We start from the raw sequence: 22851 nt of genomic DNA on the forward strand, positions 1-22851 counted from the left end.
CGGGGCGGGCTCAGGCCAGCCGGTGCAGCGGGACCCGGCGAAAGGCGATCGTCTCGTAGGCGCTGAAGTCGCCGGTCTCGTAGAGGAGTCCGACCGTGTCCGGGTCGGCACGGACCAGGTCGCTGTAGGCGGCGGGCAGTCCGTCGACGGTGAACGCGCCGCGCCAGGTGGTGCCGCCGTCGTCGGAGGCGCGGATCGTCATCAGGGCGCGGAAGGCGGGGTCGGCCGGGCCGGAGTACAGGAGCAGGTCGGGGTCGCGGAGCTGGAGGACGGAGGCCTCGCAGACCGGGGCGGTCAGCCCGGCCTGCGGCCGGAACGGCTTGACCAGGCTCCGCCCGCCGTCCGCCGAGTGGGCGTCGGCGCGGCTGCCGGGCGCGGGCGAGTCGTTGCGGGTGTTGAAGTAGACGCGCCCGTCGGGGAGTTCGGCCGCGGTGGTCTCGTTGACGTTGATGTACCCGTCGGTGTTCTCGTCCAGGTAGCCGAGGTACCAGTTCTCGCCCCGGTCGTCGCTGAGCAGGCAGTGGCCGCTGTTGTACCGCGGCTCGGCGCCGGTGTCGGTGCCGGTGGGCGGCACGGTGTGGTTGGCGGGGACGAGGACGCGTGCGGAGGCGAGTTGGAGGGCGTGCCCGGGGGTGGTGGCGTACCAGCGCCAACCGGGCTTCTTCACCTGCGCGGTGATCTCCCTCGGCGCGGACCAGGTCGCCCCCTCGTCGTCGCTGTGCTGCACCCACACCCGGCGTCCGTCGGCGTCCTCGACCTGGCCGCGCAGGATGGCGTCCTCGGTGGCGAAGGCGGCGGCGCGGATGTGCACGAGCAGGATCCGGCCGGTGTCGAGCACGACGGGGGCGGGGTTGCCGGCGAGGTTCTCGCCGTTGCTCGCGGCGACCTGGAGCGGGCCCCAGGTACGGCCGCCGTCCGTGGACCGCTTGAGCACGATGTCGATGTGCCCGTGGTCGGCGGCGGAGTCGACGCGGCCCTCGCAGAAGGCGAGGAGCGTGCCGGCCTCGGTGGCGACGGCCGCCGGGATCCGGAAGCTGGCGTAGCCCTCCTGTCCGGCGCGGAAGGGGACGGTGGCCTCGGTCATCGGGCGGCTCCTGGGAGGGTTGGGGGACCGGTGTCCGTACGGAGAGCGGTGAATGTCCCCGGGTGGGGCGAATTCCGGGTGAACTCCGCGTCACAAGTGGCCGGTTGAGGCAGTATGCGGTCACATGGACGCCGTACGGGTCGCGCTGCTCCGGGAAGTGCTCGCCGGGACCGAATGGCTGGGGGCCACCCGGCGGTTCGCGGGGGTGCTGCGCGGGTCGGTGGTGGCCCACGGGGGCGGGCTGCTGCTGGTGGGCACGCCCGCGTACGAGCCGTGGCATCTGGCCGCGCACCTGGTGGACGAGGCCGCGTGGTCCGGGACGCCGGAGCTGGCGCCGACGCTGGTGCGGCATCACGCGCACCCCTGCGACCCCGCGCACCTCGCCGTCGGGCCGGGACGGATCGAGGCGGCACGGCGCGGTGAGACGCTGCTGGTCGTGGCGCCGCAGGAGCCGGCGCACCTGCTGGAGCGTGTCCACGCGGCCCGGCGGGCCGGGGTCACGGTGCTGGCCCTGGGGCCGGGTGGCGGCGAGCTGACGGCCATGGCGCACGACACTCTGGCCGTGCCCGACGCGGCGGAGCTGGACCTGGACACCGTGCAGCACCTGGTCAGCGCGGCGGCCGGGGAGAACGCGGGCGCTCCGCGGGCCCGGCGGGGTTTCCGCGACCGCCTGTCGAGACTGGCGGAGATCCTGACGGCACCGCCACCTGCTCCCTGGTGAAAAAGCGGTTGATCGGTAGCGGGCGGCGGCCGAGCATGCCTCAGTGATCCGCACTCTCCTGCCCGACCTGGCCCCCTGGAAGGCCTCCGCCGACTTCCGGCGGCTCTGGAAGTCCGGCCTGATCAGCAATTTCGGCAGCTTCCTCACCTTCGTCGCCCTGCCCGTCCAGCTGAAGGACCTCACCGGCTCCGCGGCGGCGGTCGGCGCGATCGGGGCCGTGGAGCTGCTGCCGCTCATCGTGTGCGGCCTCTACGGCGGTGCCCTCGCCGACGCGCTCGACAAGCGGAAGCTCATCGTGCGCACGGAGACCGGTCAGGGCCTGCTCAGCGCCGCCCTGCTGCTGAACGCCCTGCTCCCGCACCCGGCGGTGTGGCCGCTGTACGTGGTCGCCGCCCTCTCCAGCGCCCTGGTCTCCGTCCAGCGCCCCGCGCTCGACTCCCTGTGGCCCCGGATCGTCGCCCACACCGACATGCCCGCCGCGGCCTCGCTGAACTCGCTGCGCTGGACGGTGGGCGCAGTCGCCGGCCCGGCGCTCGCGGGCGTGGTCGTCGCCTGCGCGGGCCTCGGCTGGGCGTACGCCGCCGACCTGCTGACCTTCGTGGTCTCACTGGCGTACATCGTGCGGATCGCCCCCTGCCCCGCCTCCCTCGCCGCGGCCTCGAAGCCCTCGCTGAAGGCGATCCTGGAGGGCGCCCGGTACGCCTGGAGCCGCAAGGAGCTGCTCGGCACCTACGTCGTCGACCTCGCGGCGATGTCCCTGGCCATGCCGCTCGCGGTGCTGCCGTTCCTCGCCGACGAACTGCACGCCGACTGGTCGCTCGGGCTGATGTACGCCGCCGTCCCGGCCGGCTCCCTGCTGGTCGGCCTGACCGGCGGCTGGGTCTCCCGGGTGCACCGGCACGGGCTGACGGTGGTGCTGGCGGCCACGGGCTGGGGCCTTGCGGTGGCGGCGGCCGGAGCCTGCCGGAACGTGTGGCTGGTCCTCGTCCTGCTGGCCGTCGGCGGCGGCTTCGACATGGTCAGCGGGATCTTCCGGGCCGCCATGTGGAACCAGACGATCCCCGACGAGCTGCGCGGCCGGCTCGCCGGGATCGAGCTGCTGTCCTATTCCGTCGGTCCCCAGCTCGGCCAGGTCCGGGCGGGCGGCCTGGCGGCCGCGGCGGGCGTACGGTTCTCGGTCGTCTCCGGCGGTCTGGCGTGCGCGGGCGCCCTCGGGCTGCTCGCGCTCTGCCTGCCGCGCCTCATGGCGTACGACGCCCGGACCGACGAGCACGCGGTGCGGATGCGCGAGCACCGCGCCGCCGTCACCCGGACGGCCGGCTGATCACTCGTCGTCGGCGTCCTGCTGCTGGGCCTTGTCGCGCCAGCGCGGGTCGGTGTCCCATTCCAGGTTGCGGTCGGCCGCCGTCTCCATCGCCCGCCGGGCCTCCTCGGGGGTGGCGTACGGCCCGAAGCGGTCCTTGCCCGGGCAGTCCGGGCCCTCCTCGACCTTCTTGTGCTCCAGGCAGTAGTACCACTCGCCCGGCTTGCCGACGGTGCGCTTCTTGAACAGGGGCATGGACAGCTCCTCTCGCCACCGACATGTTCCCCCATGTCGGCTGGATAGACTCGCTGGCATGTCTGGCCAGTCGCTGCTCGCACCAGGGGAGCTGTCTCCCACCCGTTCGGTCCCCGGAAACATCCGCCGCCCCGAGTACGTCGGCAAGCCCGCGCCGACGCCGTACACCGGGCCGGAGGTACAGACCCCCGAGACCATCGAGGCGATGCGGATCGCCGGCCGTATCGCCGCCCAGGCGATGGCGGAGGCGGCGAGGATCATCGCGCCCGGGGTCACCACGGACCAGCTGGACAAGGTCGCGCACGCGTACATGTGCGACCACGGCGCCTACCCGTCCACGCTCGGCTACCGCGGTTTCCCGAAGTCACTGTGCACGTCGGTCAACGAGGTCATCTGCCACGGCATCCCGGACTCGACGGTCCTGAACGACGGCGACATCGTCAATCTGGACGTCACCGCGTACATCGGCGGGGTGCACGGCGACAACAACGCCACCTACCTGGTCGGGGACGTGGACGAGGAGTCGCGGCTGCTGGTGGAGCGGACCCGGGAGTCCCTCGACCGCGCGATCAAGGCGGTCAAGCCGGGCCGGCAGATCAACGTCATCGGCCGTGTCATCGAGTCCTACGCCAAGCGTTTCGGCTACGGAGTCGTCCGTGACTTCACCGGTCACGGGATCAGCTCCTCCTTCCACTCCGGCCTGATCATCCCGCACTACGACAGCCCGCACGCGACGACGGTGATGCAGCCGGGCATGACGTTCACGATCGAGCCGATGCTGACGCTGGGCACCCACGAGTACGACATGTGGGACGACGGCTGGACGGTCGTGACGAAGGACCGCAGGCGGACGGCCCAGTTCGAGCACACGCTGGTGGTCACGGAGACCGGCGCGGAGATCCTCACCCTGCCCTAGGGCCGCGCCCGCCCGAGCCGCGAACGACCGCACGGCCCGCCCTCTGCGAGGGCGGGCCTTCTCTTGTAGACTTTTACCGACATGGTGTCGGCAAGATGCGCAGGGGACGGCCTCATGGACTCCTTCTCGACCCTCATCCGCACCGCGACCCGCGAGCAGCACACCGAGGCGGGGACGTCGACGTTCATGAACGACCTGCTCGGCGGCCGGCTGGGCGTGGCTGCGTACGCGCGCTACACCGAGCAGCTGTGGTTCGTGTACGCGGCGTTGGAGAGCGGCGCCGGGCGGCTGGCCGCGGATCCGGTGGCCGGCCCCTTCATCCGGCCGGAGCTGTCGCGGCTCGCGGCCCTGGAGCGGGATCTGGCGCATCTGCGCGGGCCGGGGTGGCGGGCGGGACTGAACACCCTGCCCGCCACCCGGAGGTACGCGGATCGGGTGCGGGCGTGCGCCGAGTCGTGGCCCGGCGGCTACGTCGCCCACCACTACACCCGCTACCTGGGCGACCTGTCCGGCGGCCAGATCATCCGCGACAGGGCGGAGAAGACCTGGGGCTTCACGAAGAAGGGCGACGGCGTCCGCTTCTACGTCTTCGAGGACATCGCCAACCCGTCCGTTTTCAAGCGGAGTTACCGGGAACTGCTGGACGGGATGCGCGTCGACGGCCTGGAGAAGCAGCGGATGGTCACCGAGTGCAAGCACGCCTTCGCCCTGAACACCGCCGTCCTGCGGGCCCTGGGCAGGGAGTTCCCGTTGAGTGCCTAGGGCCTGGTCCGCCGGACAGGCCCTAGGGCTCCAGGAAGACCCGGCCGCCGAGTTCCACCCAGCCGTGGGGCTGCGGTGCGGTCAGGAGTTGGGAGCCTTTGCCCTGGGTGATGTTCAGGGCGCGGCCCAGCCGGTCGGTGAGGAGGATGGCCGCGGCGCCGGTGGCCTCGTCCTCGTCGATGCCGTCTCCCCGGCCGGGGAAGGCGCGGGCGCGGATCCGGCCGGCCGCCACGTCCTCCCAGGCCCAGGCGTAGATCCACTCCCCCGGCGGCGGTACGTCGAGGGCGTCGACCTCGGCAGGGGTGTCGTACCGGCGCAGGGTGCGCGGCGGGGCCCACTCCGCCCGTGCCTCGATCCAGCTGAACTCGCCGTCCAGCCGGGCGCCGACCGTTCCGGCGGGCGTGACCAGTTCCGGCACGTCGAGCAGCCAGGCCGTGCCGACGCACGGGTGTCCGGCGAAGGGCAGGCGCAGGGTGGGCGTGTAGATGTCGATGACGCCCCGCTCGGGGTCGTCCACGAACACGGTCTCGCTGAAGCCGAGTTCGGCCGCCAGCGCCTGCCGGGCGCTCCGCCCGGGCAGCACCGAGCCGTCGCGGACGACGCCGAGTTCGTTGCCGTGGCCGCCGTTCGGTCCGCAGAACACGCGGAGTACGTCGTAGTCAGTCACCGGGGAATTGAAACATCGCGGTCGCGGCGAGCGCGCGCCAGGCGGGGGCACCGCCGGGCAGGGGCCAGGTGCGGATGCCCGAGGGGTCGTAGGGCAGTTCGGCCAGGGCGTCGCCGTAGCCCTGCTCCATGGCCGCCCGTCGGCGCTCGGTCCCGGGTGAGGCGGGGTGCGCGGCGAGCCGGTCCATGCGCTGTCGATGGCCTTCGGTCATCGCCTCGGCGTCCCTGCGCCACAGCTCCGCGTCGCGCAGCCGGGTCAGGACGACGCACTCGGGGGTGCGTCCCTCCGCGAGGGCGGCGACCGCGCGGTCGTGGCCGTCGAGGATCAACCAGCCGTCCAGGCGCGGCTGCCACCACAGCAGGACGGGCGCGAGGGTGCCGTCGCGGGCGTGCTTGCGGTACGCCTTCACGCGCGCGGCGTCCGGGGCGGAGAAGCTGCGCAGGGGCAGGACGCCGTGCCAGCCGCCGCCGCAGTTCAGCTCCAGCACCGCGCCGGGCCAGTCGCGGACGAGGTCGGCCGTCCAGACGCCCGCCGCGAAGGAGGTGCGCAGCGACAGCTCCCAGCGGCCGTCGTGCAGCGGGTCCGATCCGGCCGCCAGAAGCCAACGGGCGTACTGGTGGACCCAGTCGGCCGCCGCGCGCATCCGTGCCGACGGGATCGGCGGCAGCGGCGAGCGGTAGGTGCCCAGGCGGTGCAGATGCAGGTCGGGGCAGCAACTGCCGTCGGTGAGCGCGCCGAGCAGGACGGGGTGCCCGTTCTGCCGGAGCACCCGGAGCCGTCCGTTCTCGGTGGTCTCGAAGCGGAGCGGCGGCGGCCCGGGGCGGTCCTCGATGTCCAGCACGAGCCGCCCGGCCCCCAGCAGCTCCCTGCGTGCGTCACCCATGCCCACCACCCTCCCACCCCTTGACTTCCCCTTTGCCGTTTATTGGGGTTTCATTTGAGCCGTCGAGATCGAGCCGTGCCGTGACCTCTCCGTGAGAGCCGAATCACGGACCGGCTTGGTATGAGTGAGGTAAGGCTCATGTAAGTTAGGCCAGCCTCACCACACCAGATCTGCCGGGAGCCTGCATGCGAGCCGTCCGACTGACCGTCACCGCCGCCACGACCGTGGCCGCTCTGACCGCCCTCTCGGCCTGCACCGCGAAAAGCGACGCCAAGGACGGCGACGCCATCCAGGTCACGGCGGCCGACGCGAAGTGCGACACCTCCGCCACCTCGGTCCCGGCCGGCCAGGTCACGCTGAAGATCGAGAACAAGGGCTCCAAGGCCACCGAGGTCGAGATCCTGTTCCCGGACGACCGGATCGTCTCCGAGAAGGAGAACATCGGGCCGGGCACCAAGTACACGCTGACCGCCGAGGTCAAGGCGGGGTCGTACGAGATAGCGTGCCGCCCCGGCATGAAGGGCCACGGCGTCCGGCAGAAGCTCGACGTGACCGGCTCCACCGCCGCCGCCGAGCGCGACCCGAGGCTCGACCAGGCGGTGGCGCGCTACCGCCAGTACGCCCAGGACCAGGCCGACGCCACCGTGCCGCTCGCCGAGGTCTTCGCGGAGGCCGTCAAGGCCGGCGACCTCGACGCCGCCAAGAAGGCCTACGCGCCCTCCCGCCTGGGCTGGGAGCGCACCGAGCCGGTCGCCGAGTCCTTCGGTGACATCGACCCCAAGACCGACACCCGCGCCGACGGCCTGGAGAAGGGCCAGAAGTGGACCGGCTGGCACCGGCTGGAGAAGGCCCTCTGGGCGGACAAGAAGATCGGCGCCGACGAGAAGGCCCTCGCCGACCAGCTGGTGAGCGACCTGAAGGACTGGCAGAAGCGGGTCGGCAAGGCCGAGATCACCCCGACTTCCATGGCCAACGGCGCCAAGGAGCTGCTCGACGAGGTCGCCACCGGCAAGGTCACCGGCGAGGAGGACCGCTACTCGCACACCGACCTGGCCGACTTCAAGGGCAACGTCGAGGGCGCGCAGAAGGCGTACGAGCTGCTGAAGCCGGTCGCCGCGAAGAACGACGCGGCGCTGGCCAAGGAGCTGGATCGGCAGTTCACCGCGCTGAACACCCTGCTCGACACCTACCGCCCGGACAAGAACTCCTACGACTTCGTCTCCTACGACAAGGTCACCAAGGATCAGCGCAAGGAGCTGTCGGACGCGGTGAACGCGCTCGCCGAGCCGCTGTCCAAGCTCGCCGCCGCGGTCGTGAAGTGAGCAGGGGACAGGACGCGATGACCGAGACCCAGGGAAGCAATCCGTCGCGCCGGGCGCTGATCGGCTGGGGCGGTGCCGGGCTCGCGCTCGGTGCCGCGGCGGCCGGAGGCGCGGTGGCGATGGCCAAGGCGGGCGACGACGTGGACCCGGCGGCCGCCGACGCGGGCGGCGCGGTCGAGTTCCACGGCGTCCACCAGTCGGGCATCGCCACACCCGTGCAGGACCGGCTGCACTTCGCCGCGTTCGACGTGAAGACCGACGACCGCGAGGAGTTCGTCCAGCTGCTCAAGGACTGGACGGCCGCGGCCCGGCGGATGACCGCGGGCAAGCCGGTCGGCGAGGGCGCGTACGGCGGACTCGCCGAGGCCCCGCCGGACGACACCGGTGAGGCGCTCGGGCTCAAGCCGTCCCGGCTGACGCTGACGATCGGCTTCGGGCCGTCGTTCTTCGACCGGTTCGGGCTGCGGGACAAGCGGCCCGAGGCCCTGGCCGACCTGCCGCAGTTCCCCGGCGACAACCTCGACAGGTCCCGCACCGGCGGCGACCTGTGCGTCCAGGCGTGTGCGGACGACCCGCAGGTGGCCGTGCACGCCATCCGCAACCTCGCCCGCATCGGCTTCGGCAAGGTCGCCATCCGCTGGTCGCAGCTCGGCTTCGGCAAGACCTCGTCCACGACTCCGGACGCGCAGACGCCCCGCAACCTGATGGGCTTCAAGGACGGCACCCGCAACATCGCCGGCACCGAGACCGACCGGCTGAAGAAGTTCGTGTGGGTCGGCGACGGGGACGGCGGCGCGCGCTCGGCCTGGATGACCGGAGGGTCGTACCTGGTCGCCCGGCGCATCCGCATGAACATCGAGACCTGGGACCGTACGTCCCTGCAGGAGCAGGAGGACGTGTTCGGCCGGGACAAGCTCGAGGGCGCCCCGGTCGGCAAGGCCAAGGAGCACGACCGGCCGTTCCTGAAGGCCATGAAGCCCGACGCGCACGTCCGGCTCGCGCACCCCGAGTCCAACGGCGGGATCACCATCCTGCGCCGGGGCTACTCCTTCACCGACGGCACCGACGGCCTCGGCCGCCTCGACGCCGGCCTGTTCTTCCTGGCCTACCAGCGGGACGTGCGCGAGGGATTCGTCCCGCTGCAGCGCAAGCTGTCGGCCCAGGACGCGCTCAACGAATACATCCAGCACGTGGGTTCGGCGGTGTTCGCCGTGCCGCCCGGTGTCCGTGACGCGGACGACTGGTGGGGCCGCACGCTGTTCTCCAAGGAGGCGTAGTCCGTGTTCTCCAACTATCTGATCGGCCTGCGCGAGGGGCTGGAGGCGTCGCTCGTCGTCTGCATCCTGATCGCCTACCTCGTCAAGACCGGCCGCCGGGACGCCCTGAAGCCGATCTGGATCGGCATCGGCATCGCGATCGCCATCGCGATGGGCTTCGGCTGCGCCCTCGAATTCGGCTCCCAGGAACTGACGTTCGAGGCGCAGGAGGCGCTCGGCGGCTCCCTGTCGATCGTCGCCGTCGGCCTGGTGACCTGGATGGTGTTCTGGATGCGGCGCACCGCCCGGCACCTGAGGTCCGAACTGCACGGCAAGCTGGACGCGGCTCTCGCGATGGGCACGGGCGCGCTCGTCGCCACCGCGTTCCTGGCCGTGGGCCGAGAGGGCCTGGAGACCGCGCTGTTCGTATGGGCCTCGGTGCACGCGGCCTCCGACGGCACCCCGCGCCCGCTGGCCGGCGTCGCCCTCGGCCTCGCCACCGCCGTGCTGCTCGGCTGGCTGTTCTACCGGGGCGCCCTGAAGATCAACCTGGCCAAGTTCTTCACCTGGACCGGCGGCATGCTGGTCGTGGTCGCGGCGGGCGTGCTGGCGTACGGCTTCCACGATCTGCAGGAGGCCGACTGGGTCCCGGGGCTGACCCACCTGGCCTTCGACATCAGTGACACCGTTCCGCCGGACAGCTGGTACGGCACGCTGCTGAAGGGCGTGTTCAACTTCCAGCCCGACCCGACGGTCCTCCAGGTCACGGTGTGGCTGCTGTATCTGATCCCGACGCTCGCCGTGTTCTTCGCCCCGGTAGGGTTCGCCTCCGGGAAGCGGAAGGTGAAGGGACCCGATGAGCAGGGATCGCAGCCCGCGCAGGCTCCGCAGGCGTGAGAGGAACGTACTGCTCCGCAGGCGCGGGCGGAACGCACTCATAGCGGCCTCGCTGACCGCTCTGTCGCTGACGACGAGCGGGTGCGTGGTGGTGCACGGGGAGCGGGAGGTGCTCCCCTCCGCCACCCGCGCCGAGGCCGCCAAGGCGGTCACCGCGTTCACGGACGCGTACAACAAGGCCGACAAGGCCTACGACAACTCCCTGGACGCGCCCTATCTCACCGGCCCGTTCGGCGACATCACCGCCGCCCGGCTGAAGGCCGGACACGCGAACAGCCCCTCCGGCAACCCGAACCACGTGCCGCTGAAGCTGACAGATCTGAAGATCTCGATCCCGAAGAAGGCAGGCTGGCCGCGCTGGTTCGTCGCCGACGCCCGGGGCAGCAAGACCGGCACCGCGCGCTGGCTGATGGTGTTCACCCGCGACGACCTCGACCGGCGCTGGCGGGTGGCTCATGTGACCCTGGTGGCGCCCGGCGCGGTGCCCGCCCTCAGGACGGACAAGGACGGCTGGGCCGAGGCGGTACCGGCCGACTCCGCACAACTCGCCGTGGCACCGGGGAAGTTGAGCGCGGACTACGCGACGTACCTGAAGAAGGGCGGGCAGGCCTTCGCCGACGGCAAGTACACGAGCGTCGAGCGCACCGACCGGGTCAAGCGGGCCCGCAAGCCCGGCCTGGTCACGCAGTTCATCGACAAGCCGCTGACGAACGGCGACTACGCGCCGCTGGCATTGCGCACCGAGGACGGCGGGGCGCTGGTGTTCTTCAGCACCCACCACTACGAGAGGCAGACCTCCGCCGCCGGAACCACCGTGCCGATCCCGAACAAGGACGTGCAGGCGCTGACCGAGGGCGAGGTGAAGCAGTCCCTGACCCTGGAGTTCATGTCCGCCGAGGTCGCCCTCGACCCGCCGGGCAGCGGCAGGGTGTCGATGCTGGGGCGGGTGCCGGGACTGACGTCGGCGCAGGGCGGCTGACCGGCGCCGCCCGCGGAGCGCTCAGTGCCGCATCGGCCAGGCGGTACCGGGGTGATCCGCGTACCGCCCGCAGGCGTCCGTGAGCACCTCCAGCAGGCTCAGCGGATCCGGCAGCGGATGCTCCGGGCCCCGCACCCACCGCACCCGCTGGCCGTCGTCGCCGGGCAGCCGGGCGGGCGGTACGAGCACGTACGACCCCCGGCAGTGCCAGCGCAGCCCGGGGTGCTCGTCCATGGTCTCGGGGTGGCAGTCCAGCTCGCACGGCCACCACTCGTCCTCGTCCTCGGGGGTGCCGCGGGTGAGGGTGAAGAACAGCATGCGCCCGTCGTCGCTCTCGGCGACCGGACCGACCTCGATGCCGCTGCCGAGCAGCCGCTCCAGGGTCTCCCGGCCGGCCTGAAGGGGCACGTCGAGGACGTCGTGGGTCATGCCGGTGGCGGTGATGAAGTTGGCCTGCGGCTGGTGCCGGGCCCAGCGCTCGATCTGGGCGCGGTCGGTCGTGGACTGGGTCTGCCAGGCGAACGACACCGGGTGCCGGGCCGGGGTGGGACAGCCGACGCGGTCGCAGGAACATCGGTAGCCGGGGGCGGGGTGCGCGGCGGGGGCGAGCGGCAGGCCCGCCGCGGCGGCGCCGAGCAGCAGGGCCTCACGGCCGCCGTCGTCGTCGGCGGCGGCTTCCTTCGGACGGCGTCCGAGCAGCCACTGGGAGAGTTTGCCCTGCCGGCCGGATCGGCCGCCGAACGTCGCGCTCATCAATCCCCTCGCCTCAGTGGTCGCCCCAGTGGTGGCCCCGGTGGTCGCCTCTGTGGTCGCCTCGCTGGTGTGCGGACAGCATGCCTTATCGTCCCATCTTCCTGCGCTTCGGGGGGCCCGGGGCGGTTTCCGGAGGAACCGGACGAGACGTGCCTCACAGTCGACGGGGGCGGACACCACCGGGAAGCGGGCGGTTACGCGGGCTCCTCCGGGGGCGGCCACGGGTCGCCCCAGTCGGCGTCCCGGGCGGCCTTGTACAGGTCGCCGTGGCGTTTGGTGACCGTGGTGCGCGCCAGGCGTTCGTCGGCCTCGCACAGGTCCAGGAGCACCTGGCCCTTGCGGATCTGCGGACGCCGCACGATCCGCGCGGACGCCGGCTCGGCGGGCAGTCGGGTGGCGACGACGTACGAGAACTTCTCGTCCTCGTACGGCAGCGTGCCGCCCTTGACCTGGCGGTGCAGCGAGGAGCGGCTCACCCGGGCGGAGAAGTGGCACCAGTCCTTGCCGGGTTCGATGGGGCAGGCGGCGCTGTGCGGGCAGGGGGCGACGACGCGCAGGCCGGCGCGGACGAGGCGGTCGCGGGCCTCGATCACGCGCGCGTAGCCGGCCGGGGTGCCGGCCTCCACGATCACCACGGCCGACGCGGCGGCCGCGGCGGCGTCGACGAGGGCGGCGCGGTCGGGCTCGGAGAGTTCGTTGAGGACGTACGACACCGTGAGGAGATCGGCGTCGTCCAGGGTGAGGTCGGCGCCGATCCGGGCGCGCTGCCAGCGGGCGCCCGCGAGGGCCGGGTTGGCGGCGGCGATCTCCCGGCCGAGGGCGAGGGCGGGCTCGGCCCAGTCCAGCACGGTGACACCGCGCTCGCCGGGCCAGGTCGCGGTGACGGCCCAGGTGGCGGCGCCGGTGCCGCCGCCGACGTCGACGTGGCTGCCGGGCGTGAAGTCGGGTGCGGCCGTCGCGAGCGCCTCCAGCGCCGTGCGGACCGCCTCGAAGGTGGCCGGCATCCGGTAGGCGGCGTAGGCGATCACGTCGGCGCGGTCGCGCAGGATCGGGGCGTGGGTCGGGGTGTCGCCCCGGTAGTTGGCGATGAGCCGCTCGACGGCACCGGCGGCCTGCCTGGGCGGGAGTCCGTCGAGCAGCTCGGCGAGGCTCCTGCGGAGGGATTCGGCCGGGGGTACGGGGTCGTTCACCCGGTGATTCTACGGCGCTCCGTGTCCCGGCCGGTCAGGCGGCGTGGGTCAGATCACCGCCCGCGCCAGACGGGTCGCCAGGCGCGCTCGCGGTCCGCTGTCCGGTGGCCGACGTCTCGGATGCACCGTGTTCGCCAGCAGGACCAGGAAGGTGTCCGTCCTCGGGTCGAGGACCAGTGACGTGCCGGTGAAGCCGGTGTGGCCCGCCGCGCCGTCGCCCGCGAGTTCGCCCATGAACCAGGGCTGGTCGACGGCGAAGCCCAGTCCGGGCGGGGTGAGCAGCAGCTCGACGAAGTCGGGGCCGAGGATGCGGGCGGGACCGTAGGAGCCGCCGGCGAGCAGGGCGCGGCAGAAGACCGCCAGGTCGGGGGCGGTGGAGAACAGGCCCGCGTGGCCGGCGACCCCGCCCAGCGCCCAGGCGTTCTCGTCGTGGACCACGCCCCGCAGCATCCCGCGGTCCGCCTTGGCCCAGGGCCGCCGCTGGTCCTCGGTGGCGGCCGCGCCGCGGCAGGGGCCGAAGGCGGTGGACGTCATGCCGAGCGGGCGGGTGATGCCCTCCTGGACGAGGACGTCGAGGGACCGGCCGGTGATGCGCTCCAGCACGGACTGGAGCAGCAGCATGTTCAGGTCGGAGTACCGGTACCGGCCGGGCTGCCCGGTCGGAGCCTCGGCGCGCAGCAGGGCCAGGCGGGTGGCGTCGTCCGGGCAGTCGTGGAACGGGAGTTCGGGGCGCAGCCCCGAGGTGTGGGTGAGCAGCTGGCGCACGGTGATGCCGTGGGCGGCCGCGGCGTGGAAGTCGGGCAGGTAGTCGCCGACCCGGGCGTCCATGCCGAGGGTGCCGCGCTCGATCTGCTGCACGGCGGCGACGGAGGTGAACAGCTTGGTGAGGGAGGCCAGGTCGAAGGGCGTGTCGACGGTGGCCGGGACCCGGGCGTCGGGCGGCAGTTCGACGCCGGCGTCGGTCTCGGGGTCGTAGGCGCAGTAGCGGACGGCCCAGCCCGCCGCCTCGGCCACGGCGATCACGGGTCCGCGGCCGGCCAGCAGGACGGCGCCGGCCGCCCAGGGGCGGTCCGCGGCGGTGAGGGCGTGCACCTCGCCGACCAGGTGCCCGACCTCCGCGGGGTCGAGCCCGGCCCGTTCCGGTGTGTCGGCGCGCAGTCTCGGAGCGCTCAGTTCCCGTCTCCCTCCGACCCCGCACGGGTGTTCCCCCGTGTGTCCCAGGGACGGCACATTCCCACGAAGCAGGCCGCCGCGACCAGTGCTCCGGCCAGTTGGACCACCGCCATGGGTACGGCGGTGTGCTCCCCGGCGACGCCGACGAGTGGTGAGGCGACCGCTCCGACGAGGAAGGAGGTGGTGCCGAGCAGCGCGGAGGCGGAGCCGGCGGCGTGCCGGGTGCGCAGCAGGGCGAGGGACTGGGCGTTGGGCAGTGTGATGCCCATGGCGGACATCAGGAGGAAGAGCGCGGCGGCGACGGGGACGAGGCCCGTCTCGCCGAGGACTGCGGTGGCCATCAGCAGCAGGGCGGTCGCGGCGAGCACGATCACCGCGAGGCCGCAGGCCAGTACCTTCTCCAGGGCGACCCGGCCGACCAGCAGCTTTCCGTTGACCTGTCCGGCGACGACCAGTCCCACCGAGTTGAGGCCGAACAGCAGGCTGAAGGTCTGCGGGGAGGCGCCGTAGATCTCCTGGATCACGAACGGGGACGCGGATATGTACGCGAACAGCGAGGCGAAGGCGAAGCCGCCGGCCAGCATGTAGCCGGTGAAGGGCAGGTCGGCGAGCAGGGTGCCCATCGCCCGCAGCGCCGCACCCGCTCCCCCGGCGTGCCGTTCGGCGGGCGGCAGCGTCTCGGGCAGCCGCAGCCAGACCAGGGCGGCCAGCAGGACGCCGACCACGGTGAGGACCACGAAGACGCCCCGCCAGTCCGTCACCCGCAGGATCTGCCCGCCGATCAGCGGCGCCACGATCGGTGCGGCCCCGGAGATCAGCATCAGGGTGGAGAAGAAGCGGGCCATGGCCATGCCGTCGTAGAGGTCGCGTACGACGGCGCGGGCGATGACGATGCCGGCCGCGCCCGCGAGGCCCTGGGCCAGACGGAAGGCGACCAGTGTCTCGACGTTCGGCGCGAGGGCGCACAGGGCGGTGGCGAGGAGGTAGACGGCGAGGCCGGTGAGCAGTGGCCGGCGGCGGCCCCAGCGGTCGCTCATCGGGCCGACGACCAGCTGTCCGAGGGCCATGCCGAGCAGGCAGGCGGTGAGGGTGAGCTGGACGGTGGTGGCGGGTGCGTGCAGGGACCTGGTGACCTCCGGCAGGGACGGGAGGTACATGTCCATGGCGAGCGGGGGTGTCGCGGTGAGGCCGCCGAGGGCGAGGGTGACGAGCAGGCCGGTGCGGCGGTCGGCGGCGGTCGGCCGGTCGGGAGCGGACGGGTGGTCGGGAGCGGACGGGTGGTCGGTGTCCGGTGTCGGTGCCGCGGCGCGCTCGGGCATGCGTCCCCTCCCTTGGTTCCCTTTTGCGGAACGACCGGCACCCATGTTCTCAGCTCGCACGGACTGCCGGGGAACACGCGAGCGGGAGCGGGGGCGGGGCGGGGGCGTCGCACTGCGGTAACCGTATGGCGGACAGTGGATTCCGCATCGCGGACGTTCCGCCTACGCTGCGATGCCATGACTGACAGGGAAGCGAAGATCGCGGTGGTGACCGGCGCCGGTTCCGGCATCGGGCGGGCCGTCGCCGTCGAACTGCTGCGGGCCGGCTGGTCGGTGGCGCTGGCCGGCCGGCGCGCCGAGACGCTGGAGGCGACGGCGGCGCTGACGCCGGGGGGCGCCGCGCTCGCCGTGCGCACCGACGTCTCCCGCCCCGAGGACGTGGAGGCGCTGTTCGCGACGACGGTGGAGCGCTTCGGCCGGGTGGACCTGCTGTTCAACAACGCGGGGACCTTCGGGCCCGGCGGGGTCCCGGTCGAGGAGCTGCCCTACGACGCGTGGCGGCACGTCGTGGACACCAATCTCAACGGGGCGTTCCTGTGCGCGCAGGCGGCGTACCGGCGGATGAAGGAGCAGGACCCGCAGGGCGGGCGGATCATCAACAACGGCTCCATCTCGGCGCACACGCCCCGCCCGCACTCGGTCGCCTACACGGCGACCAAGCACGCGCTGACCGGCCTCACCAAGTCGCTGTCCCTGGACGGGCGGCCGTACCGCATCGCCGTCGGACAGATCGACATCGGCAACGCGGCGACCGACATGACGGCGCGGATGCAGACCGGCGCGCTGCAGGCGAACGGCGAGGTGGCTCCGGAGCCGGTGATGGACGCGGCCGACGTGGCGCGCACGGTGCGGCACATGGCCGAGCTGCCACTGGAGGCGAACGTGCAGTTCGCGACGGTGCTGGCGACGGCGATGCCGTACATCGGGCGGGGCTGACTCCATTACCACAAACGGAATTTGAACATCCGCAGTATTGCAGCCCGTCGAGCGCATATGCTCAACTTTCCTCCACGAGAGCTTCACAGTTGGAGCACGTGGATTCCATAGCCACACCGAGGGGGGAGTCGGCGGCCGTTCCACCGGGCCGGAGTTGGGGGTGGACCTCGCGCGGGACGCGGGGCACACACCGGCCGGTGGAACGGCCGCCGCACATTTCCCGCCGTTCCGGCGGTGCCAGGCGTTCCGGCAGTGCCGGTCGCTCCCGTCGTCCGGGGCGTTTCAGCGGCGGTGCCGGCCGCCGGACTCCGTCGCCCCGGCGGTCCCCGTGGACCCTGCGGCGCCCGTGGATCCCGGCCCCGGGGCTCCGGCGGTCTCCGTGACCCTCGCGACCTCCGTGTCCGCCTCGGCCGTCGCCGCCGCGGCCGCCCTGCGGCGGCGCTTCACCATCATCGCCGCCCCTGCCGCCAGCAGCAGCGCCGTGAGCCCCGCGCCCTCCGCGACCCGCCCGGTGGACGGCCCGCCGGAGTCCGAGCCGGGCGCGCCGCCCGCCGGTGCCGCCTTGCGCCCCTGCGCCGGATCGGCGCTCGCACCGCCCTCGCTGAGCGGATCGACGAGCATGCCCACGGACTGCGCGGATCGTCCGTGTCCGAACCCCCAGTCGAGCAGTGCGGCGGTCTGCTCGTAGACGGCGTTGCTGCCGGTCGCCGGGTGCATCACGGTGACCAGCAGGGTGCGCCCGCCCCGGGTGGCGGCGCCGGTGAAGGTGTTGCCGGCGTTGCTGGTGTAGCCGTTCTTGACACCGATCAGGCCGTCGTACGTCCTCAGCCCCCATGCCCCGGTCAGCAGGCGGTCGGTGTTCTGGATCTGGAAGGTCTTCTTGCCGCCGGCCGGGAAGTCGGCGGTCCTGGTGCCGCAGTAGCCGCGGAAGTCGGCGTCCTTCAGGCCGTGGCGGGCGAAGAGCGAGAGGTCGTACGCCGAGGAGATCTGGCCCGGATGGTCGAAGCCGTCGGGGCTGACCACATGGGTGTCCAGCGCCTGCAGGTCCTCGGCCTTGGCCTGCATCTCGGCGACCGTCCTGGCGATGCCGCCGTTCATGTGGGAGAGCACGTGCACGGCGTCGTTGCCGGAGCGCAGGAACACGCCCTGCCACAACTGGTCGACGGTGTAGGTGAGTCCGGGCTTGATGCCGACCAGGCTGGAGCCGGCCGGGACGTCGCTCACGTCGGAGTCCTTGACCGTGTAGCGCTCGGTGCGGTCGAACTTCTTCAGCACGGTGTCCGCGAACAGCATCTTCAGCGTGGACGCGGGCGCGAGCCGCCGGTGCGCGTTGAACGCGGCGAGCACCTCACCGCTCTCGCAGTCGGCGATCAGCCAGGAGCGGGCGGTGAGTTTGCCGGGCAGCCCGGAGGCACCGCGCACCTGAACACCGGTACGGGCCAGCCGCTCGCCCCCGACGACCGTGGTCGCGGAGGCCTCGGTGGCCATGGACAGAGGAAAGGCGGCGGCCGTCAGTCCGAGGACGGCACGCCGACTGAGCCGGGAACATTCGCGCACCCGGGGACCGTACACCGCGCCCAGCAGGGGATTCCTCGATCCAGGCCCGTACGGCACGGAATTTGCCGCGTTATGAAAATCCGATGAGCTGCCTGCATTTCCCGGCCGCCACACACCCTTTGCCCAGGCTGCGCGGCCACAGCCAGGCGAGCGCGCGCTACGCCTGTCCGGTCTCGAACCGTGAGATACGTCCGTCGCCCTCGATGACGAAGCGCCACGCGGTGCGCATCTCGCCCCAGGTGTCGTTGCGGTAGCGGGCGATCACGGCCCGGCCGCCGTCGGATTCGCTCTCGACGTCCATGTGGCCGTGGGAGAGGAAGATCTCCCGGTCGATCCACTCGTCGAGGTCGCGGTCGGAACCGTCGTCGGACATGGTCGCGCCGGGTTCCAGGAGCGCCTTGAAGCCGTCGCGGTCATGGGAGTTGACGGCGTTGACGAAGGCCCGGACGGCAGGTTCGCTGAGCTTCGCTGGCTTAATCGTCATGGCGCCAGGCTCACATCCCCGGCCCGGAGCCGCCACCCGAACGCCCTGCACGGCGGGCCCACGGGGGCGGGACCTGCGACGGTGGGAGACAACACGAGCCTCTTCGTCGGCCCGTCTCCCCACCCGCCTCTCCGTCCGGGAGTCATCGTGAGCTGCTACGACCGACGTGATCTGGGCCTGCTGCTGCTCCGGCTGGGAACCGGTGGGGTGCTGGCCGCGCACGGCGCGCAGAAGCTGTTCGGCTGGTTCGGCGGGCACGGCCTGGAGGGCACCGGTCAGTTCATGGAGTCCGTCGGCTACGCGCCCGGCAGGCTGAGCGCGACGGCGGCGGGCCTCGCCGAGACCGGCGGCGGCGCCCTGCTCGCCCTGGGCCTCGCGACCCCGGCTGCGGGCTCGGCGGCGTCCGGTGCGATGGCGGGGGCGGCGGCGGTCCACCTGCCCAACGGCTTCTTCGCCCAGGCGGGCGGCTACGAGTACGCGGCGACCCTCGGCCTCGCGGCGGCCGGTCTCGCGATCGCGGGCCCCGGCCGCCTCTCCCTCGACCACACCCTCGGCCATGTCCTCGACCGTGGCTGGATGGTGCCGGTGGCCCTCGGGGTCACGGCGGCGGCCACGGCCGCGGTGATCGGCGCGCGCAACTGCCGGGTGCGCGCGAGGACGGAGGGGAGGCAGGAGATGCTGTTCGAGGAGTTCGACGAGTAGGGCGGAAGGTCACCGCAGGCGGGCCGGCGGCGGGGAAGGCGCGGCGCATGGGCCGCCACCATCAGGCACATCTGTTCGACCGACCCTCTAGCCATGTGTGGCAGGCTCCGGACATGAGCGATCAGGACATTCCCGTCGGCCTCTGGGACACCATCGAGGGCCTGTGGGAATGGCTGGAAGAGCACCAACCGCACGGGGGCCGGGAGGGGCTTCTGCTGCGCCTCCTCAAACTGTCGGAGGAGGTCGGCGAGGTCGCCCAGGCCGTGATCGGCGCGACCGGCCAGAACCCGCGCAAGGGCGTCAGCCACGAGTGGGCGGACGTCGAGTCGGAACTGTGCGACGTCGTGATCACCGCCCTGGTGGCGCTGCGCACCCTCAGCCCGGAGCCTCGCGAGGTCCTCGCCCGGCACCTGGCCCGGGTGGCCTCCCGGCGGTGACCGGCCGGAGCGCCGACCGGCTCCGCCTACCTGTCTGGCCTCGACCGACGGCGCTCACGGCCAGTCCTACCAGAAGGGGGGTGAGCCACGATGCAGCGCGACATCGAAGTGAAACTCCTGCGCACTCTGCTGGCTGTCGTCAACGAGGACGGATTCGCCCGTGCCGCGCAGTCGCTCCACGTCACCCAGCCGACCGTCAGCCAACAGATCCAACGTCTCGAGTCGATCGTCCAGACACCCTTGTTCCAGCGCACGAAGCGGCCGCTGCGACTCACTCCGGCCGGGCGGGAGATGGTGGCGCACGCCCGGCGCGTCATCATGTTGAACAACGAAGTGCTCACCCGGGTGTCGGCGATCTCCAGTCAGGGATCGTTCAGCATGGGCTGTTCGATCCACTTCACCGACGGACTCGGCACCACGCTCACCCAACTGGCCGTGGACTGGCCCCATCTGCGGTGCACGATGATCACCGGCCAGAGCGCCGCGCTCGCCGACCAGGTCCGCGAGGGAGAACTCGAGGCGGCCCTGCTGCTCGGCACCACCACGCCCCGCTCGGACCTGCTGGGGCGGCTGCGACTCGACTGGTTCGGCCGCGCGCCGCTCACCGGCGGCGACCAGGTGCCCGTCGCCCTGCTCGGCGGACGCTCGGCGCTCAGCCTGCACATCGCCGAGACCCTCGACCACAACGGCGTCCGCTGGCACTCGATCACCGGGTGCTCCGACCCGCTGACGCTGCGGGCATCCGTCCAGGCCGGCCTGGCCTACACGGCCCTGTGCTCGAACGCCCATGAGAAGCACCCGGGACTCCGCCAGGCACCACCCGGCGTCCTCGGACCCACTCCGATGCCCCTGCCGGTGTTCCTGGCCTTCTCCCCCACCACCCGCGAGTCCGTCGTGGACGCCGCGCGGGCGGCGGCCCGGACCATCCTGCACGGCTCACCCGTCTCCCCGCTCTGAGCGGGAGCGGACGGTTCCTCCGGTCGGCGCGTTCCCGACCGGAGGAACCGTCTGCTCCCTGGGGTGAGACCTCCGACGACGGCCTGGGCGGACGAACCGGCCCGGGGGATGTAGCCGGCCGCCACAGGCCGCCGTCGGAGGTGGATCGGGGACCGGCTCAGTACGAGCCGCGCGCCGCCCCACGCGCCGTCAGCTTCGGGCCGTACGGCGCGGAGTCCAGCCACTCGCCCGCCCTGCGCCCCGCCGTGGCGACCGCCGCGGCGGCACGCTGGCGCAACAAGAGGGAGGGACGGTGGGCCAGCATGTGCTCCAGCGCGGCGCTGGCACAGGCGCGGTTGTAGCCGGCCGCCTCCTTGCGCTCCTCGGCGAAGCGGCCGATCGCCGCCCCGGCGGCGGCCCGGTCCCGGCCGGCCTGAAGCGCCTCGGTGACGGCCTCCACCGCCCGCACCGCGTCCGGGATGCTGGAGTTCATGCCCCGGGCGCCGAACGGCGCGAACAGATGGGAGGCCTCACCCGTCAGCAGGACCCTTCGGTGGGTGTCCGTGAAGTGGGCCGCGACCTGCTGGGCGAACCGGTACGTCGAGACCCAGCGCACCCGTTCGCCGTACGCCCGGGGCAGGATCCGCGGGATCCAGCGGCGCAGGCCCTCCGGAGAGATGAACCGCTCCGGGTCGTCGTTCACCAGAAGGTTGAGGTCGACCCGCCAGCCGCCCGCGAAGGGCACGGTCAGCACGTTGCGGCCGCCGACGCTCGGGTGCCGGTAGTGGAAGACCCGCTCGATCGGCATGGGGTTGTGGTCCGGGTCGTCGTCGAGGTCGACCACCACGAAGGTGTTCGGGGAGCGCGGCCCCTCCAGCGGGCTGCCGATCGCGGAGCGCAGCACGGAGCGCGAGCCGTCGGCGGCGACCACGTAGTCGGCCTGCCACTGGCGTCCGGTGGAGTCCGTGAGCAGGACGCCCTCGGGCGTGCTCAGCGCCGAGGTCACCTCCACCCCCCAGTGGAACTCCACGCCCTGCTTGACGCAGGCCGCCGCCATCAGGTCCTCGGTGATCACCTGCGGCAGGCTGGTGAAGTGCGGCAGTCCCTCACGCGTCGTCTGCGGGTAGGTGCGGGCGTAGATCTCCTTGCCGGCCCAGTACGAGCGCTTCGTCGCCCATGTCAGGCCGCGGCCGGCCACCTCGTGGCCGAGTCCGGGGCTGAGCCGCTCCAGTTCGCGCAGCGAGGCGCCGTGCAGATAGGCGGCCCGGCTGCCGGGTCGTACGGAGCCCTCCGTACGGCGTTCCAGGACCACGGCGGGCAGGCCCGCGGCGCGCAGGGCCAGCGCGGCACCGAGGCCGGCCGGGCCGCCGCCGACGACCAGGACCGGGTGGTGCTCACTGCTGCCGGTGCTCGCGCTCATGCCGTCTCCTTGGCGAGGTGGAGGGTGTCGGAGGTGAAGCTGACGATGCGGCCGTCGAGGCCGCCGGTGAGGGCCGCGTGCCACACCGCGGTGCGGATCGCCGACTCGTCGCGGCGCAGCACGGCCTCCGGCTCGTCGGTGTGCAGTTCGAGGTAGTCGCCCCTGCTGCGCACGCTCAGGCCGGCGGCCTCGGCCGCGCGCACCACGGGCTGGAACTCGGGCACGTCGAGCACGTACAGGGCGAGGCTCACAGGCCGGCTCCTTCCGTGGTCTTGCGGATCAGCTCCGCCTTGCGCTGCCACATCGCCTCCACCGACGGCCGCGGGGACTCGGCGACATCGGCGAGTGCCCGCACGGTCAGCTCGGCGTCGCGCGCGTCGATCTCGGACATCGTCCGCAGCGGGCGGGTGATCTCCAGCTGGATGCCGTTGGGGTCGTCGAAGTAGATCGATTCGATGAGTTCGTGGGCGAGGGGCCGGGTGACGCGTATACCGTGCGCCTTCAACCGCTCGCGCCAGGCGAGGAGTTCCTGCTCGGTGTCGACGTGGAAGGCCAGGTGCCGGGAGCGGTGCATGAGGTCGCTGGGGGCGTCCTCCTCCGGCAGGCCGAAGTAGTAGAAGAACGCGATGCGGTTGCCCGCGCCCATGTCGAAGAAGAAGTGCACGAAGTCCGGGTAGTCCTCGGTGAGCCAGCCGGTGGCGGTGATGGCGTGCACCAACGGCATACCGAGGGCCTGGGTGTAGAACTCGACGGTGGCGCGGGGTTGCCAGGTGACGAACGCGAGATGGTCGACCCCGTCGACGTGCAGGTCCGGCGCGCCGGCCGGGGGACGGGTGGACGGTGAGGCGATTGCCATTGCTCCTCCTGTGATCGGGGCAGGGCGCTGCACGCCGGGGCGG

General features: G+C 72.5%; 25 protein-coding genes. 12 read left to right on the plus strand and 13 right to left on the minus strand.

Features of this window, described 5'->3' with window-relative positions:
* Positions 1 to 10 precede the first annotated feature (10 nt).
* On the minus strand, positions 11 to 1084 hold the full coding sequence (locus AQI95_RS16020) for a sialidase family protein (RefSeq protein WP_067123406.1): 1074 nt from the start codon (positions 1082 to 1084) through the stop codon (positions 11 to 13).
* Between the two features lie 124 nt (positions 1085 to 1208).
* Here AQI95_RS16020 and AQI95_RS16025 point away from each other — a divergent pair, with 124 nt between their 5' ends.
* Both AQI95_RS16025 and AQI95_RS16030 read left to right on the plus strand, forming a co-directional pair.
* Entirely contained in the window at positions 1209 to 1805 is a 597-nt protein-coding gene (locus tag AQI95_RS16025) for a hypothetical protein (RefSeq protein WP_067123408.1), read from the plus strand.
* Positions 1806 to 1851: 46 nt separating this feature from the next.
* Complete coding sequence (locus tag AQI95_RS16030) at positions 1852 to 3129, plus strand: MFS transporter (RefSeq protein WP_067124047.1); 1278 nt, start codon at positions 1852 to 1854, stop codon at positions 3127 to 3129.
* Here AQI95_RS16030 and AQI95_RS16035 read toward each other — a convergent pair whose 3' ends face one another.
* Entirely contained in the window at positions 3130 to 3363 is a 234-nt protein-coding gene (locus tag AQI95_RS16035) for a hypothetical protein (RefSeq protein WP_067123410.1), read from the minus strand.
* 58 nt (positions 3364 to 3421) lie between these two features.
* On the opposite strand from AQI95_RS16035, the gene map reads away from it, so the two are divergent.
* Positions 3422 to 4279 (plus strand): type I methionyl aminopeptidase, encoded by an 858-nt coding sequence (gene map, locus AQI95_RS16040; protein WP_067123412.1) that lies wholly within the window; start codon positions 3422 to 3424, stop codon positions 4277 to 4279.
* A gap of 114 nt (positions 4280 to 4393) precedes the next feature.
* On the plus strand, positions 4394 to 5041 hold the full coding sequence (locus AQI95_RS16045) for a biliverdin-producing heme oxygenase (protein ID WP_067123414.1): 648 nt from the start codon (positions 4394 to 4396) through the stop codon (positions 5039 to 5041).
* A gap of 22 nt (positions 5042 to 5063) precedes the next feature.
* On the opposite strand, the gene AQI95_RS16050 is transcribed toward AQI95_RS16045, so the two are convergent.
* Positions 5064 to 5708 (minus strand): PhzF family phenazine biosynthesis protein, encoded by a 645-nt coding sequence (locus AQI95_RS16050; RefSeq protein ID WP_067123417.1) that lies wholly within the window; start codon positions 5706 to 5708, stop codon positions 5064 to 5066.
* On the minus strand, positions 5701 to 6591 hold the full coding sequence (locus AQI95_RS16055) for a hypothetical protein (protein ID WP_079071285.1): 891 nt from the start codon (positions 6589 to 6591) through the stop codon (positions 5701 to 5703). Before AQI95_RS16055 ends, AQI95_RS16050 begins: the two co-directional genes overlap by 8 nt.
* A 185-nt stretch (positions 6592 to 6776) precedes the next feature.
* On the opposite strand from AQI95_RS16055, the gene efeO reads away from it, so the two are divergent.
* Genes efeO through AQI95_RS16075 form a run of 4 tightly spaced genes read left to right on the plus strand, consistent with a single transcriptional unit; the run spans position 6777 to position 11045 of the window.
* Positions 6777 to 7913, plus strand: coding sequence for an iron uptake system protein EfeO (gene efeO, locus AQI95_RS16060; protein WP_067123419.1), 1137 nt, complete (start codon positions 6777 to 6779; stop codon positions 7911 to 7913).
* Between the two features lie 17 nt (positions 7914 to 7930).
* A complete protein-coding gene (gene efeB, locus AQI95_RS16065) occupies positions 7931 to 9190 on the plus strand; it encodes an iron uptake transporter deferrochelatase/peroxidase subunit (protein WP_067123422.1) in 1260 nt (419 codons plus the stop codon).
* A 3-nt stretch (positions 9191 to 9193) separates the two neighbouring features.
* On the plus strand, positions 9194 to 10066 hold the full coding sequence (gene efeU, locus AQI95_RS16070; protein ID WP_067123424.1) for an iron uptake transporter permease EfeU: 873 nt from the start codon (positions 9194 to 9196) through the stop codon (positions 10064 to 10066).
* Entirely contained in the window at positions 10026 to 11045 is a 1020-nt protein-coding gene (locus AQI95_RS16075) for an SCO2278 family lipoprotein (protein ID WP_079071286.1), read from the plus strand. The genes efeU and AQI95_RS16075 overlap by 41 nt, the downstream gene beginning before the upstream one ends.
* Positions 11046 to 11066: 21 nt before the next feature.
* On the opposite strand, the gene AQI95_RS16080 is transcribed toward AQI95_RS16075, so the two are convergent.
* The 4 genes from AQI95_RS16080 to AQI95_RS16095 form a co-directional block, all read right to left on the minus strand.
* A complete protein-coding gene (locus AQI95_RS16080; protein ID WP_067123426.1) occupies positions 11067 to 11798 on the minus strand; it encodes a bifunctional DNA primase/polymerase in 732 nt (243 codons plus the stop codon).
* 194 nt (positions 11799 to 11992) lie between these two features.
* Positions 11993 to 12988, minus strand: coding sequence for a small ribosomal subunit Rsm22 family protein (locus AQI95_RS16085; RefSeq protein ID WP_067123428.1), 996 nt, complete (start codon positions 12986 to 12988; stop codon positions 11993 to 11995).
* 48 nt (positions 12989 to 13036) lie between these two features.
* Positions 13037 to 14218: a serine hydrolase domain-containing protein gene (locus tag AQI95_RS16090; protein ID WP_208614190.1), complete on the minus strand. Its 1182-nt coding sequence runs from the start codon at positions 14216 to 14218 to the stop codon at positions 13037 to 13039.
* Positions 14158 to 15480: a multidrug effflux MFS transporter gene (locus AQI95_RS16095; RefSeq protein WP_067123430.1), complete on the minus strand. Its 1323-nt coding sequence runs from the start codon at positions 15478 to 15480 to the stop codon at positions 14158 to 14160. The genes AQI95_RS16090 and AQI95_RS16095 overlap by 61 nt, the downstream gene beginning before the upstream one ends.
* A 177-nt stretch (positions 15481 to 15657) precedes the next feature.
* On the opposite strand from AQI95_RS16095, the gene AQI95_RS16100 reads away from it, so the two are divergent.
* Positions 15658 to 16416 (plus strand): SDR family oxidoreductase, encoded by a 759-nt coding sequence (locus AQI95_RS16100; protein ID WP_067123432.1) that lies wholly within the window; start codon positions 15658 to 15660, stop codon positions 16414 to 16416.
* Positions 16417 to 16698: 282 nt separating this feature from the next.
* Here the strand turns inward: AQI95_RS16100 and AQI95_RS16105 are convergent, their stop codons facing one another.
* Both AQI95_RS16105 and AQI95_RS16110 read right to left on the minus strand, forming a co-directional pair.
* Positions 16699 to 17973: a D-alanyl-D-alanine carboxypeptidase family protein gene (locus tag AQI95_RS16105; protein WP_208614191.1), complete on the minus strand. Its 1275-nt coding sequence runs from the start codon at positions 17971 to 17973 to the stop codon at positions 16699 to 16701.
* Between the two features lie 157 nt (positions 17974 to 18130).
* The gene (locus tag AQI95_RS16110; protein ID WP_067123434.1) at positions 18131 to 18457 is read right to left on the minus strand and encodes a hypothetical protein; all 327 of its coding nucleotides are present in this window, start codon (positions 18455 to 18457) and stop codon (positions 18131 to 18133) included.
* A 147-nt stretch (positions 18458 to 18604) separates the two neighbouring features.
* Between AQI95_RS16110 and AQI95_RS16115 the strand changes: the two genes are divergently transcribed.
* From AQI95_RS16115 to AQI95_RS16125, 3 genes are all read left to right on the plus strand, one after another.
* Positions 18605 to 19159: a DoxX family protein gene (locus tag AQI95_RS16115; RefSeq protein WP_067123436.1), complete on the plus strand. Its 555-nt coding sequence runs from the start codon at positions 18605 to 18607 to the stop codon at positions 19157 to 19159.
* Between the two features lie 113 nt (positions 19160 to 19272).
* Positions 19273 to 19596: a MazG-like family protein gene (locus AQI95_RS16120; protein WP_067123438.1), complete on the plus strand. Its 324-nt coding sequence runs from the start codon at positions 19273 to 19275 to the stop codon at positions 19594 to 19596.
* Positions 19597 to 19686: 90 nt separating this feature from the next.
* Positions 19687 to 20553, plus strand: a complete 867-nt coding sequence (locus tag AQI95_RS16125; RefSeq protein ID WP_067123440.1) for a LysR family transcriptional regulator — start codon at positions 19687 to 19689, stop codon at positions 20551 to 20553.
* Positions 20554 to 20710: 157 nt separating this feature from the next.
* On the opposite strand, the gene AQI95_RS16130 is transcribed toward AQI95_RS16125, so the two are convergent.
* From AQI95_RS16130 to AQI95_RS16140, 3 genes are read right to left on the minus strand one after another with little or no spacing between them, the layout of a single operon-like run.
* Positions 20711 to 21952 carry an FAD-dependent monooxygenase gene (locus AQI95_RS16130; RefSeq protein ID WP_067123442.1) on the minus strand — a complete coding sequence of 414 codons (1242 nt, stop codon included), beginning with the start codon at positions 21950 to 21952 and terminating at the stop codon, positions 20711 to 20713.
* On the minus strand, positions 21949 to 22203 hold the full coding sequence (locus tag AQI95_RS16135) for a hypothetical protein (RefSeq protein WP_067123444.1): 255 nt from the start codon (positions 22201 to 22203) through the stop codon (positions 21949 to 21951). The genes AQI95_RS16130 and AQI95_RS16135 overlap by 4 nt, the downstream gene beginning before the upstream one ends.
* Positions 22200 to 22808 carry a VOC family protein gene (locus tag AQI95_RS16140; protein ID WP_067123446.1) on the minus strand — a complete coding sequence of 203 codons (609 nt, stop codon included), beginning with the start codon at positions 22806 to 22808 and terminating at the stop codon, positions 22200 to 22202. Before AQI95_RS16140 ends, AQI95_RS16135 begins: the two co-directional genes overlap by 4 nt.
* Between the last annotated feature and the right edge of the window lie 43 nt (positions 22809 to 22851).

The sequence above is a fragment of the Streptomyces yokosukanensis genome, assembly GCF_001514035.1.
Lineage (GTDB): Bacteria > Actinomycetota > Actinomycetes > Streptomycetales > Streptomycetaceae > Streptomyces > Streptomyces yokosukanensis.

Coding starts and splice junctions, on each gene's coding strand:
- AQI95_RS16020 (WP_067123406.1), bottom strand. CDS start 1,084: ATGACCGAGGCCACCGTCCCCTTCCGCGCCGGACAGGAGGGCTACGCC.
- AQI95_RS16025 (WP_067123408.1), top strand. CDS start 1,209: ATGGACGCCGTACGGGTCGCGCTGCTCCGGGAAGTGCTCGCCGGGACC.
- AQI95_RS16035 (WP_067123410.1), bottom strand. CDS start 3,363: ATGCCCCTGTTCAAGAAGCGCACCGTCGGCAAGCCGGGCGAGTGGTAC.
- map (WP_067123412.1), top strand. CDS start 3,422: ATGTCTGGCCAGTCGCTGCTCGCACCAGGGGAGCTGTCTCCCACCCGT.
- AQI95_RS16045 (WP_067123414.1), top strand. CDS start 4,394: ATGGACTCCTTCTCGACCCTCATCCGCACCGCGACCCGCGAGCAGCAC.
- AQI95_RS16055 (WP_079071285.1), bottom strand. CDS start 6,591: ATGGGTGACGCACGCAGGGAGCTGCTGGGGGCCGGGCGGCTCGTGCTG.
- efeO (WP_067123419.1), top strand. CDS start 6,777: ATGCGAGCCGTCCGACTGACCGTCACCGCCGCCACGACCGTGGCCGCT.
- efeB (WP_067123422.1), top strand. CDS start 7,931: ATGACCGAGACCCAGGGAAGCAATCCGTCGCGCCGGGCGCTGATCGGC.
- AQI95_RS16075 (WP_079071286.1), top strand. CDS start 10,026: ATGAGCAGGGATCGCAGCCCGCGCAGGCTCCGCAGGCGTGAGAGGAAC.
- AQI95_RS16080 (WP_067123426.1), bottom strand. CDS start 11,798: ATGAGCGCGACGTTCGGCGGCCGATCCGGCCGGCAGGGCAAACTCTCC.
- AQI95_RS16095 (WP_067123430.1), bottom strand. CDS start 15,480: ATGCCCGAGCGCGCCGCGGCACCGACACCGGACACCGACCACCCGTCC.
- AQI95_RS16100 (WP_067123432.1), top strand. CDS start 15,658: ATGACTGACAGGGAAGCGAAGATCGCGGTGGTGACCGGCGCCGGTTCC.
- AQI95_RS16110 (WP_067123434.1), bottom strand. CDS start 18,457: ATGACGATTAAGCCAGCGAAGCTCAGCGAACCTGCCGTCCGGGCCTTC.
- AQI95_RS16120 (WP_067123438.1), top strand. CDS start 19,273: ATGAGCGATCAGGACATTCCCGTCGGCCTCTGGGACACCATCGAGGGC.
- AQI95_RS16125 (WP_067123440.1), top strand. CDS start 19,687: ATGCAGCGCGACATCGAAGTGAAACTCCTGCGCACTCTGCTGGCTGTC.
- AQI95_RS16130 (WP_067123442.1), bottom strand. CDS start 21,952: ATGAGCGCGAGCACCGGCAGCAGTGAGCACCACCCGGTCCTGGTCGTC.
- AQI95_RS16140 (WP_067123446.1), bottom strand. CDS start 22,808: ATGGCAATCGCCTCACCGTCCACCCGTCCCCCGGCCGGCGCGCCGGAC.